Raw genomic sequence first — 12048 nt, 5'->3', positions numbered from 1 at the left:
GAAGCGTGATACCGTATTCAGCGGTTTACATCCGTCCGGCCCATATTCATGCCGCCCGGCAGCCCGGGCAGGCAAGTCCGGCAGCACGTCGCTGCGCGCCGCCTGTTTCGTGCCGGAGGCAGGTTCGAAACCGTGCCGCCGGACATTTTTCCCGCTTGAAATTACAATCCGTTAACGATATTTTCCGGCCTTTTGCCTTCATCCACACGCCTGATATTCGTCCAGGCAAACGTGTGCATCTGTTTAAAGGCCTGTTCCGTCACTCCGCCGATATGAGGCGAAAATGTGATTCTCTCGGAAATCTCTTCCGGCAGATGCAGAAGTGCGTTATCCGGCCGGACAGGTTCCGGTGAAATCGTATCCAGCCCTGCTCCGGCAATCAGCCCTTCTTTCAGAGCGACAATCAGGTCGTCCTGATCGACCACTTCTCCCCGCGCCGTATTGATCAGGACAGAGGATTTTTTCATCAGGCAAAGGCGGTCCAAATTAATAAAATTTTTCGTCTCGGCATTCGAAGGCAAGTGAAGGCTGATAATATCGCATGTGCTTAGAAGTTCATTGAGCGGCAAATAGTCGGCCCGCAGCTCGCGCTCCCGCTCTTCCGGAAGCCGGTGCCTGCTGTAGTAGCTGACTTTTGCCTCAAAGCCTTTGAGCCGCCCGGCCGTTTCCTGTCCAATGGCGCCCATGCCGATAATGCCGACATGGCAGTTCCAAAGCTCTCGGATTCCTTCCAGGCTCCAGTTGCTTTTGGCCTCGATCTGGCGCGCCTCCCGCACCATTCTGTCGCCCTCCACCGTTCGGCGCAGCACCGCCAGCATGAGCAGAACGGCCTGTTCCGCGACGGCCTTGCTGTTTGCTGCGGCATTATTGCAGACAAAGACGCCCTTTTCCTTTGCAGCGCGGATGTCGATCCAATCATAACCGACGCCCTCTGACTGGATCATTTTTAAATGAGACATCGCATCAATTAATTTCTTTCGGACTGGCTGCATCGCATCGGCAAAAATCACATCGGCATCGCCGCCGATTGTCAACAGCTTCCGCGTATCGGTTTCAAAATCCGCAAAGACGAGTTCCCATGATTCCGGTATCGCCGCCAGATCGGAAAATCTTTCTATTCTTTTTTTTAACGTCATCAGCAGAATCTTCATACTTGTTCTCCCTCCCGTAATTTTGCTCAATTGAAATAGTCATTCCATTTTTAGATGCGATCTATTCAGAAGGCTCCGGCACCGCCTCCTCCGGAAGACGGTCCGCCGCCAAAAGATGTACCGCTCCCCGTATCTCCTGACGCCGCCGAGTCCGTCGCTGCAAAATAGTAAAGAAAACAGCTCGGGTAAAAGCTTGCGGCTGTTACATCTGCCTGCTCCATCCAGGGAGCCGTCATACTTGGTTTCATCAGATTTTTATATCCACAAATAAATGATTGGCCGACATTTAACGAAACAGAAAGCGCGAACAGATGGTCCAATTGAGCTTGAGTGACGGATGGCTCCGTATGCGGCCGTGATATGTCTTCTTTCCATTTCTTAAGCATCCGCCGTTCCGCGGCTTTGTCCGGGCGCCATTTTTTACTTGGGAAGAAGCCAAATAAAATTGAAGCGGCAAGGATGAATAAAGAAGCAGCAACTTTGAGATCCGGATCATGAAGGCTCATCAGTTCAAAAAAAGCAGCGGCAAAGAAAACATAAAATCCTGCCTTCCACCTTGGAGAAATGAAATAAATAACAAACGCAGCAATCAACAGGCCGGCAAGGACCATGTTCAGGCCGGTCACCGTCTTTGACTGTGTCGCATCGATCCGCCATAAACAATTGGCAAAGACGAAAATACCTCCTGTAAAAATAAGGGCAATAAGCGGAAAAAATTTCACCTTCGGCTGAAACAGATCTCTGGAGAAAGGTGCTTCCTTCTTCAGAAGGTCCTTCCAGACCGTGAGCTTGCTTTTAAACCGTTCAGCTTTTTTTTGATAGATTGCGAGCACCTTCCCGGACTTCTTTTCCTTCCCGGTCGGCCCGTAAATCTGATCAAGGGTAAATCCGGCCTTGCCATCATACTTCGAGGTGAACAGCCAATTTATTAAATAGTTTTCAGCTTTTGTCAGTTTTACCGTTTGCTGTTTTCGCGTGAACCTTATAGTTTTCTCAGGAAAATCTTTGTCTTTTTTGTACTTTTCATGAATCGGAACGACAGCCATATCGGCAATATTTTTCCGCACAAGAGACAGCAGCCCCGCAATGATTGCGTCATTTGAGAAGCGTAATCGATGATCCAGATAATGAGCGTAGAGCGGATCCATTTTTTCTAAAAAATGCAGATCAATGTCAGAAGGGCCGGCCGGCCGTCGCAGACGTCGGATCAGCAGCCATACGGCCGAAACAAGAAAGAGGATCCATGTTAAATCGTTTAAAAGCCTCTTAGCGGCGGCCACATAGCCCTTTCGGTGGACCAGCCTCTGCTGAAAGGCGTCTTCATTTTTCTTTAATGCCATGTACCGATCGATGTCATGATCGGTCGACTTCTGGGGAAAATAGGCAGACGGAAGAAGAAAATGCGTCTCCGTCGATTCTCCAGCCGGGAGACGGTTTATCGTGTAGGCATAATAGTTTTGCTGCTTTGTCAGAACGGCCTGACCGGAATAATCGTATAAATATGCATTTACCTGATTGTTCAGCGTTCCGGGAAACTGATAATGAATGGATAAGTGCTGTAAATCCGTCCGGTTGTCATGATCAAAGAAACTGTAATTGATAAAGGCGGCATCACGGGACTTGCTGACCACATTTTTTACAGTATAAACATACAGGATCTTCTTTGTTTCATTCACCGACCTTGTGTAAATTTTATATGTATGGTCTTCTAAGGACGTTTTTAAAAGATTTGATTCGTCGGGTTGAAAAAAATCCCCGTTCTTTGAAATCAGATACGCTTTAAAGCCCGTGATATCGGAATTTATCGAACGGGTCGTTCCATTGAAAGAGCCGTGAAACGTGTAATCGTAAAGTTCCTTCACCTGCATTGAACCATCCGGCCGCACAGCGGCATGAATAGCCACCTGATTGATCCGGAATGTTTTATTTTCCCCGGAACCGCTGCATCCGCTTACAAGCAGCAGAATTAACAGGAAGAGAACAGGAAAGATTCTTCCCTTTTTCATCGCTTCACGACCTTTCCGCTCTTTAACATCATACCGTGAACAGCCATTAAATCGGATTATTGCCTGATTCTGTCAATTGTCTGCTTTTCTCTGAACAGGGCCTCCAGCTGCCTGCGTCCCGGCCGCACTTCAGCCAGCTCCTTCATCACGTCCATCCAGGCCTTCTGGTGGTCTCCCCCTAATGATGAAAAAATTTCTTTCATTTGTTCCTTTTGCACCCGGCTCAGTCCCTGTTCCAGCCGGTACCCTTTCTCGGTCAGAAACAGCTGCTTATATCGCTTATCGAATTTTGCCTGCTCCGACTCAATAAATCCTTTCTCGTACAGCTGCCTCAAAGGTACATTGACCGCCTGTTTTGACACTTCCAAAACGGTAAACAGCTCGTTCACCGTAATACCCGGGATACGGGCGATAAAAAACAGAATACGGTGATGCACCCTTTGAATTCCGTACTTCGCGATCATTTGATCCGGTTTTTCAGTAAATGTCCGGTAAGCAAAATAAAATAGCATTAATACTTCATTTAGTTTCTGCTGTTCATCATTCAAAATGTTTAGACTCCTTTCACTTCGGAATAGTAGTATACCATAAAGTTGCGCCTTCTTCCTTATCATTTTGCATGAATTGAAAAAATCAGGCGTCCTATTAGGTCAAGTATGTTGACCTAAATGTATTTTTGCCTTACACTGGTTTTATAGGTCAATGATGTTGACCTATAAAACCAGATTTTTTTCTGCCTGAGACCTGTTTTGTTCCAAACGAAAATTTTATAAAGCGAGGCGAAGACAAAAGATGAGCGGCAATTATACAATCGGACGATATCTCATTGACCGGCTGGCGGAACTCGGCATTCGCGACATTTTCGGCGTGCCGGGCGATTATAATTTATCTTTTCTCGATGAAATCATCGAACATCCCGCCGTCAAATGGATCGGCAATTGCAATGAGCTGAATGCGGCTTACGCCGCAGACGGCTATGCACGGATACACGGAATCGCGGCACTCGTGACGACATTCGGCGTCGGCGAACTGAGCGCCGTAAACGGGATTGCCGGTTCTTATGCGGAACAGGTGCCCGTCGTTAAGATTACAGGCTCCCCTTCAAGCAAGGTCGCCCGCGAAGGACGAATCGTTCACCATACGCTCGGCGACGGCCAATTCAATCATTTTTCACGGATGTACCAGGAAGTCACCGTCGCACAGACGACGTTAACGGCGGAAGACGCACCGCAGGAAATCGACCGTGTTTTAAAAGCATGCTGGGCCGAAAAACGTCCGGTCTATATTAACGTTCCCGTCGATATTCATTCACAGCCGGCCGCGCCCCCCGCCGAACCGCTGCTGCAGGATGAGAGCAGGACCGATCCGCAGCACCTTCAGCAAATGCTGGAGTCGCTCGTCCCGGTCATCGAACAGGCCAAATCGCCTGTAATCCTGGCAGACTTTCAAGTATACCGCTATCATGTCGAGGAAGAGCTCAGGCATTTCGCTGAAAAGACAGGACTGCCGGTGGCCACTCTGAGCATGGGAAAGGGCGTCTTTAATGAAGAACATCCGCAGTTCATCGGCGTTTACAGCGGAAAAACGAGCACGCCTTATGTAAGAAAGTGCGTCGATGAATCGGATTGCCTCCTTAGCATCGGCGTTCGGCTGACCGATTCGATTACGGGCGGATTCTCGCAAGGTTTCAGCGATGACACCGTGATTCACGTGAATCCGGATGACGTGGCTTACCAGGATCAGCGCTTCCAGAATATTGAGATCAAAGAAACGCTGAACCGTTTGGCGGATTCTCTCGCCGCACGGAATAAAAACACATTGGCGATAACGCCTGCAGCCGAACAGGAGAAAACGGGCCGCTCACCATTTTATGTCGCAGCCGATCAGCCGCTTGTTCAGAAACGGTTCTGGGAAATGGTGCAGCTTTTTATTCAGAAAAACGACGTTGTCATCGCCGACCAGGGAACGTCTTTTTTCGGTTCGGAAACGGTTCCGCTGAAAGAAAACGTCACCTTTATCGGCCAGCCGCTGTGGGGATCGATCGGCTATACGCTGCCTGCCTTACTGGGCACGCAGCTTGCCGACCGGACAAGACGCAACATTCTGCTGATCGGCGACGGCGCCTTTCAGCTGACATTCCAGGAGATTTCAACCATGATTCGTCAGCAGATTCATCCGATCATTTTTGTCATTAATAATGACGGATATACGGTCGAAAGATCCATTCACGGTCCGGACGCGGCCTATAACGACATCCAGATGTGGAAATACGCAGAGATTCCTGCCGTTATCGGAAGCAGCGAATTTGTGAAAAGCTATAAGGCAGCCACTGAAGGCGAACTCGAAGACGCGCTTAAAGATATAATTGTCCATCCTGAATCCCTAAGATTCGTCGAAATCGTCATGGGCAAAATGGACATGCCCGAGCTTTTGTCCGAACTGGGCAAAGTGTTTGCTGCGCAGAACAACTAAGCCATACCCGATCTGATAAGATGGTCCCATTATCGATTGATAGTGGGACGCTTTTTTTACGTTGAAGAAAAAAGGCCGTCCCCTCTTTGCGGATCCTCACTTTATCAGCCGCTTTTTTTGACGTGGTCTCTTTTTGTTCGAAAGGCCAGCGCTTTTTCGGCTTAACATCCGCATGAACGCTCCATTTCTCTGCCGGCTGCCGGCAAATCCGCTGTTTTATACGTCTTTTACAGCAGCGGCTGTCGTCTTTCCCATGCGGTTCTTTGCCTCCATGTGCCGGCCGAAATAGGTGGCGGCAACAATCAGAAGCCCGCCCAACCACTCCTGCGGGGAAAGGCGCTCACCGCCCAGCCACACAGCAAAAAGAGCTGAGAACAGCGGCTCCGTCCCCGTCAAAAGACCGACTCGCGTGGAAGAAGTCCGCCGGATCATGATGAGCTGAATATAAAAGGCAAGCAGCGTACAAAAAAAGGCGAGATAAGCGGTTAACAGCCAGAACGGCAACGATAAGACGGCCGAATCGGGCAAGCGCCCCGAAGGCAGAGAGAAAATGCCCATTATCACGGCTACGACTCCCAATTGTATGGTTGTCAGCGCGCCGGAATCCATAACCCTGCCCTCCGTCAATTTTTGTGTCACCGACATTTGAATAGCGCGCAATAACGCGGCAATCAGAATCAGGGCATCGCCGGTATTGAATTGATATCCGCCCTTCATCGTTAGCAGGAACGTCCCGAAAACCGAGAGCAGCACTGTACCGAAGATACCGGCGCGGAGCCTTGTTCTGAACACGGCCGATTCGATCAGCGGGGTAAATACGACGAATAGACTAATTAAAAAACCGGCGTTGGCTGCTGAAGTAAAATGAATACCCCATGTTTCGGATATGAAGATGCCTGAAAGAAACAAGCCGAAAATAATGCCGGACAGCCATGTTTGCTTCGTCACTTTCACTAATTTTCTCCAGGTCAGGGCGACCATCACGAGTGACGTAAGCAGAAATCGGAGAAACAGAAAAGTGAATACCGCAACATCCGCCAGTACAATTTTTGTTGCAAGATAACTGGAGCCCCATACAACGGCTACAAAAAGTAAAGAAAGATCTGCGAGTCGGTGATTCTCTCTGTTCATCATCTCTTTTCTCCGACAAGAAAGCTGTAAACTTCTTTCATCGGCCTCAGCCAGTTCTGTCTCATTAGCGACGCCGCTTTTTCAGCCTGATGCTCTTCGAATGCCTGAATTAAAGCTCGATGCTCTTTCAGAGACTCTTTCACAATCACGAAATCTCTCTTTAGAAAAACATATTTAAACCGCCGGATGTGCAACTGCAGTATCGAGGAGAAGTCGGTAATGTAGGGATTGTCAGCAAGCTCGACGATGTAATTATGAAACTGTTCATCGCTTTCCATCGCTTTAAACTGTTCCTGACGATCGATAAGCTGTCCATATTCGTCAGCCATTTCTTTCAATGTTTCAATTTGTTCCGCAGTCACGATTTTGGCCGCTTCTTCGGCTGCCAAAGCGTGCAGAGAAGCCAGAGGCGGATAGATTTTCAGGACATCTTCTTTTTTGATCTCCGTCACCCGCGTTTCTTTTCCCGGCTGCATCTCAATAAAACCCTGTACTTCTAAAAGCTGCAGAGCCTCTCGGATCGGTGTTCGGCTGATACCCAGCGCCTTCGAAATTTCCGAATCGTATATTTTTTCACCCGGTTCAAGCGTTCCATCAATGATCCATCTTTGCAATTGATTGAATGCTCTGTCTTTTGCCAGCATCCGGATCGGTGAAGAAAAATTCTGAGGAATAGGCATTTCTCTTACCTCCTTGTATGCAATATATTGCATACATATTATACAGCCGCACTAATGAAATGCAAATAAAGAGATCCAAAAGGAGAAAAAGGCCCCTATTCGATAAACGTACCGGCAGTCATGACGCTCCGGCAAATTGTTTTATCAGCAGGCTGAATATAGGGACTTCATCTCTATTTAGCTCGATAACGGCAATGCTGCGGAACCTATCCGCGTCTCCATTATTCTTGCATCATTCGACTAGCCGTTTCCATCATAAAGGTGATGCAGACTTTCACCAGTTTCTCACTCAAATCTTTCTTAACGATTACTGTTCTTCATCGACATCCATCAAGATTCAAAAAATGATCCATAAAAACAGAGGACAGGGCTATTGAAATTGATGCATAAATGATAATCTGGTTAGGGGAGTATGAAATCTAATCAAAGTGGGAGGACGACTACATGATCGTTGTGACAACGGAAAACATTCACGGCTATAGAGTCAAAGAGGTAAAAGGAGAGGTATTTGGGCTGATTGTCAGGAGCCGCAGCCTGGTCGGCAACATCATGGCCGGTTTACGGAGCCTGATCGGCGGTGAAATTCATGAATATACGGCCATGCTCGAAGACGCCCGTCAGCAGGCGATCGACCGCCTTATTGCCAATGCCGAAGCCACGGGAGCAAACGCCGTTGTGATGATGCGGTTCGATTCGAGCGAAATCGGACAAAGCATGAGCGAAGTTCTGGCTTTTGGAACAGCCGTTATTGTTGAAAAAGAAGAAGAATAAACGTCCTCCCGATCTTTCGCTGCAGTATCCATGATGTTTTCCGACATCCGAAGGCCAGACTCGCCAAAAAACACCCGCAAATCCGGCAGGTGTTTTTTATCCTTTCGATACCAACGGCGGATCTGTCTTCTGAATGGCCTGTCTGAAGAATAATCAGACCCAGAAAGACCGTCCCTGATTAATGGATCAGCCGCGGCCGGAGTTGGACCCGCTGGTGTGTCCGTTTTATCGATCATGCCCGGGAGTTTATCGGCCATGGAGGGGGCCTATCGGTCGGTAAGCGCCGTTGATCGGTCATGGTGCCGGATCTATCGATCATGGCCGGGAGTTTATCGGTCGGTGTGTCCGTTTTATCGGTCGTTTGAAGCCGTTGATCGGTCGGCGCGCCGGATCTATCGATCATGGCCGGGAGTTTATCGGTCGGTGTAGAGTTTTATCGGTCATTAGAAGCCGTTGATCGGTCGGCGCGGGATCTATCGATCATGGCCGGGAGTTTATGAGCTAAGCAGAGCGCCCATCGGTCGGTAAGCGCCGTTGATCGGTCGTTACATCCGTTTTATCGGTCGTTTGAAGCCGTTGATCGGTCGGCGCGGGAGTTTATGGATCGTGGAAACGCTTTCCGTCTTTAGAGAGATTGACGGTTTCAGAAAAAGTCGATCATCATCTGACGGCACAGCGGGAAAATGAGCGAAAGGGATACTCATATTAAATAATTTCTCCGTTGATCCGGTCGGCGACCCATACGCCGTCACGCCTTATAAACCGCCAGCCTTCTGTCGCCGTATCGCGGCGAAACCGGCTGCCGGCAAGCAGCTTTTTGGTAGCCGTATTGATCCGGTAATCAATCATTTTCCCTGTAATCACTACCCGAAGATCATCTTTGCCCGCTGAAACATAGACGGCGCGGATAGCGACAACATCCACAAGAGCGACCACGTTGCGTTCATTTCTTTCAATCATCTCATCAATCAGCCGCCTGTGCTCTTCAAGCATCGCTTCCGACATGTAGCTTTTGGCTGCATCCGGATCCTGTCTGGACCAGGCCTTTTGAATCGCGGCATAACATGCCGTGATCCGATTGCGCAGGCTCTTATCCTTCCAGAATGTGATGTCTCTCCGTGTCGGATTTTTAATGCGGTAGAAGAACAAGCCTTTAAACGCCCCTTTCCCGCCAAACAGAGAGACCCCAAAGAAAAGGAGAAAAATCAGAAAATCGATCGGGGAACCCTGGGATGCGGGAACACTTCCGGCGTTCATAAAACGTCCGGGTCCGGAAGGCGGCGTTCCTCCACCCGTATTTTCACCTTGATCCGATACCCCTCCCCCGCCTGTTCCGCCGCCGGCGCTTCCCGCTCCGCCGCCACCGGCCCGTGCATAAGCGACGTGAACGTCCGCCGCTGCGGTTCCCACACTTAAAAGGATCAGAAAAATTAAAGAAATGATTTTCAGCCGGTTCATGCTTTCACTCCGCCGTACCTTTAAGATTACTTAAACTATACTCCCCGCGATTCAATTTATAAAGAATGATTTAGCTTTCCTACATGACGTGTTTGCATTTTATAAAACCCCGTCATCCTTTGGATTGAAAACTCGCAAAAGGCAATAAAAAAATCGAAACGAAAATCGAGATTGACATTCGCTCCGATTTATTCAAGCCCCTTTTTACGTGCAGACAAAAAGTTAAAGATCTTTTTCAGCCTTCAGAAGAAACGCGGCATAGGGGACGGTGCAGCGGTGCCGGAACCGTACCAGTAAGGCGGACGTCCCGGTGGATACGGCGGGCGCGGCGGATAAGGCCGCGGCGGGTAGGGATGTGCCGGATAAGCAGTTTGATAAGGATGTGCCGGCGGGTAGGAATGTGCCGGGTAGGGCTGCACAGGGTAAGGCATGGGCGGATAGGGCTGCCCGGGATAGGATGCGGGCGGTGCAGTCATTTGCCGTTCCTGAGGGAAGTCCAAGTCGTCGGAATAATAGGTTGGATCGATCTCTCCATAGTCCCGGCCCGGCTCATAATAAGAAGGTATTTCATTCATGTATTTCCAGCCTCCTTGGGGATTTGCCCCGTTGTTTCACTTACACCATATGCCCATGCCCAATACCTGTGACAATTCTGGGCGCGGACCGCTGTAAAAAAACATCCGCACCCCTTTCCGATCCGGCAGGTGCAGACATCTTTTTAATTCTTTTCTTTTTTGTTTTTAGCAGAAAAAACTGTCGAATAAAGTTTATATCCGCCATCCAGATTTTTGACTTTATAACCCTTCTGGGAAAGGATACGGGCCGCAAGATAGCCGCGCAGCCCCACCCGGCAAGCAACAATGATCTCTTTGTGCCTGGGCAGTTCATCTATTCGCTCACGTAAACTGTCCAGCGGAATGTTCGCCGCTCCGGGAATCGTTCCCTGTTCATATTCGCTTTTCGTCCGTACATCGATAAGCAGACTGCCTTCACGGATTCTCTGATCGACTTCGTTCCACTGAATGGCATAGACTTTATGTTCCAGTATATTCTGTGAGACGTAGCCGAGCATATTGACAGGCGATTTGGCCGAATTGAACGGCGGCGCGTAGGCGAGCTCCAGTTCGGTGAGGTCATAGACCGTCATCTTCGCCTTAATTGCGGTTGAGAGCACATCGATCGTCTTATCGACCCCCTGTTCGCCAACGGCCTGGGCGCCGAGCAAGCGGCCGGCCGGGGATTCAAATAATAATTTTAATTGCATCGACTGGCTTCCGGGATAATAGGTTGCGTGATCATAAGGACTGGTATGAACCGTTTCATAAGCGATTCCGGAGCCTTGCAGCTGTTTTTCATTCAGACCGGTCACGGCGGCAGCCTGATCAAACACGCGGACAATCGACGTGCCGAGCGTTCCGGCGTAATGCCTTTCGATTCCGCTGAGTATATCGGCAACCATCCGTCCCTGCCGATTGGCCGGCGAGGCGAGCGGAATGACCGCCGCAGTTCCGCTGACGAAATGCCTGACCGAAATAGCGTCGCCAATCGCGTAGATATTCGGATCGCTGGTCTGCAGCCGATCATTGACCACGATTGCCTGCCGCGTGCCAAGCTCAAGGCCGGCATCGGCGGCAAGGGCGGATTCGGGGCGGACGCCTACGGATAAAATCGTCAGATCCGTCTCCAGCTTGCGGCCGTCATCCATGACAACTGTCGCTCCGCGGTCCTCGAATCCGGTAACGGTCCTGCCTTTGAACAATCGGATATGGCGGGAAACGAGCTCCCGCTCAATAGCAGCAGCCATCTCAATGTCCAGCGGCGGAAGGATTTGGCCGGCCCGCTCGATTACAGTCACTTTTAAACCGCGGCGATAAAGATTTTCCGCCATCTCCAGGCCGATAAAACCGGCACCGACAATGACCGCACGCCCGGTTTTATTTGTCTCGATCATTTGGACAATCCGCTCGGCATCCGGAACATCTCTCAATGTGTACAGGTTGTCCGCTTCTCCGGCCCCCTTCATAGGGGGTACCACCGGTTTCGCGCCCGTCGAAAGAATCAGCTTGTCATAACTCTCGTCATAAAGGTAATCCTGATGATTAACTGTGACTTTTTGATGCTGACGATCAATCTTCAACACTTCGCTTTCGATACGGACGTCTAAACGGAACCGATCATAAAGTTTTTCCGCTGTCTGAACAAGCAGCGCTGAGCGATTCTGAATCACTCCCCCGATATAATAGGGGAGTCCGCAGTTTGCAAAAGAGACATAAGGCCCTTTTTCCAGGACGATGATTTCGGCATCTTCGTTCAACCGGCGCAAACGCGTGGCCGCGGACATGCCGCCGGCGACTCCGCCCACAATCACAAATTTCATCT

General features: G+C 49.6%; 10 protein-coding genes. 3 read left to right on the top strand and 7 right to left on the bottom strand.

Going from position 1 to position 12048, the window contains the following annotated elements:
* Nucleotides 1-161: 161 nt before the first annotated feature.
* From OYT88_RS11275 to OYT88_RS11265, 3 genes are all read right to left on the bottom strand, one after another.
* Nucleotides 162-1151 (bottom strand): 2-hydroxyacid dehydrogenase, encoded by a 990-nt coding sequence (locus OYT88_RS11275; RefSeq protein ID WP_274400110.1) that lies wholly within the window; start codon nucleotides 1149-1151, stop codon nucleotides 162-164.
* Nucleotides 1152-1216: 65 nt separating this feature from the next.
* Nucleotides 1217-3157, bottom strand: coding sequence for a DUF2207 domain-containing protein (locus OYT88_RS11270; protein ID WP_274400109.1), 1941 nt, complete (start codon nucleotides 3155-3157; stop codon nucleotides 1217-1219).
* Between the two features lie 56 nt (nucleotides 3158-3213).
* On the bottom strand, nucleotides 3214-3669 hold the full coding sequence (locus OYT88_RS11265; RefSeq protein ID WP_443029668.1) for a MarR family winged helix-turn-helix transcriptional regulator: 456 nt from the start codon (nucleotides 3667-3669) through the stop codon (nucleotides 3214-3216).
* A 280-nt stretch (nucleotides 3670-3949) separates the two neighbouring features.
* On the opposite strand from OYT88_RS11265, the gene OYT88_RS11260 reads away from it, so the two are divergent.
* On the top strand, nucleotides 3950-5629 hold the full coding sequence (locus OYT88_RS11260; protein ID WP_274400108.1) for an alpha-keto acid decarboxylase family protein: 1680 nt from the start codon (nucleotides 3950-3952) through the stop codon (nucleotides 5627-5629).
* A 216-nt stretch (nucleotides 5630-5845) separates the two neighbouring features.
* Here the strand turns inward: OYT88_RS11260 and OYT88_RS11255 are convergent, their stop codons facing one another.
* Together OYT88_RS11255 and OYT88_RS11250 are read right to left on the bottom strand one after the other, a co-directional pair.
* The gene (locus tag OYT88_RS11255) at nucleotides 5846-6760 is read right to left on the bottom strand and encodes a DMT family transporter (RefSeq protein ID WP_274400106.1); all 915 of its coding nucleotides are present in this window, start codon (nucleotides 6758-6760) and stop codon (nucleotides 5846-5848) included.
* A complete protein-coding gene (locus OYT88_RS11250) occupies nucleotides 6760-7440 on the bottom strand; it encodes a GntR family transcriptional regulator (protein WP_274400105.1) in 681 nt (226 codons plus the stop codon). The genes OYT88_RS11255 and OYT88_RS11250 overlap by 1 nt, the downstream gene beginning before the upstream one ends.
* A 444-nt stretch (nucleotides 7441-7884) precedes the next feature.
* Here OYT88_RS11250 and OYT88_RS11245 point away from each other — a divergent pair, with 444 nt between their 5' ends.
* Both OYT88_RS11245 and OYT88_RS11240 read left to right on the top strand, forming a co-directional pair.
* Nucleotides 7885-8211, top strand: coding sequence for a YbjQ family protein (locus OYT88_RS11245; RefSeq protein WP_274400104.1), 327 nt, complete (start codon nucleotides 7885-7887; stop codon nucleotides 8209-8211).
* 216 nt (nucleotides 8212-8427) lie between these two features.
* On the top strand, nucleotides 8428-8640 hold the full coding sequence (locus OYT88_RS11240) for a hypothetical protein (RefSeq protein WP_274400102.1): 213 nt from the start codon (nucleotides 8428-8430) through the stop codon (nucleotides 8638-8640).
* A gap of 276 nt (nucleotides 8641-8916) precedes the next feature.
* Here OYT88_RS11240 and OYT88_RS11235 read toward each other — a convergent pair whose 3' ends face one another.
* Nucleotides 8917-9669 carry a TIM44-like domain-containing protein gene (locus tag OYT88_RS11235; protein WP_274400101.1) on the bottom strand — a complete coding sequence of 251 codons (753 nt, stop codon included), beginning with the start codon at nucleotides 9667-9669 and terminating at the stop codon, nucleotides 8917-8919.
* Nucleotides 9670-10387: 718 nt separating this feature from the next.
* Nucleotides 10388-12046 (bottom strand): FAD-dependent oxidoreductase, encoded by a 1659-nt coding sequence (locus OYT88_RS11230; protein WP_274400099.1) that lies wholly within the window; start codon nucleotides 12044-12046, stop codon nucleotides 10388-10390.
* Between the last annotated feature and the right edge of the window lie 2 nt (nucleotides 12047-12048).

This window comes from Sporolactobacillus sp. CQH2019 (assembly GCF_028765345.1).
Lineage (GTDB): Bacteria > Bacillota > Bacilli > Bacillales > Sporolactobacillaceae > Sporolactobacillus.
This window is presented reverse-complemented; position numbering and strand designations above follow the sequence as displayed.

Coding starts and splice junctions, on each gene's coding strand:
- OYT88_RS11235 (WP_274400101.1), bottom strand. CDS start 9,669: ATGAACCGGCTGAAAATCATTTCTTTAATTTTTCTGATCCTTTTAAGT.
- OYT88_RS11265 (WP_443029668.1), bottom strand. CDS start 3,669: ATGCTATTTTATTTTGCTTACCGGACATTTACTGAAAAACCGGATCAA.
- OYT88_RS11275 (WP_274400110.1), bottom strand. CDS start 1,151: ATGAAGATTCTGCTGATGACGTTAAAAAAAAGAATAGAAAGATTTTCC.
- OYT88_RS11245 (WP_274400104.1), top strand. CDS start 7,885: ATGATCGTTGTGACAACGGAAAACATTCACGGCTATAGAGTCAAAGAG.
- OYT88_RS11270 (WP_274400109.1), bottom strand. CDS start 3,157: ATGAAAAAGGGAAGAATCTTTCCTGTTCTCTTCCTGTTAATTCTGCTG.
- OYT88_RS11230 (WP_274400099.1), bottom strand. CDS start 12,046: ATGAAATTTGTGATTGTGGGCGGAGTCGCCGGCGGCATGTCCGCGGCC.
- OYT88_RS11250 (WP_274400105.1), bottom strand. CDS start 7,440: ATGCCTATTCCTCAGAATTTTTCTTCACCGATCCGGATGCTGGCAAAA.
- OYT88_RS11260 (WP_274400108.1), top strand. CDS start 3,950: ATGAGCGGCAATTATACAATCGGACGATATCTCATTGACCGGCTGGCG.
- OYT88_RS11255 (WP_274400106.1), bottom strand. CDS start 6,760: ATGAACAGAGAGAATCACCGACTCGCAGATCTTTCTTTACTTTTTGTA.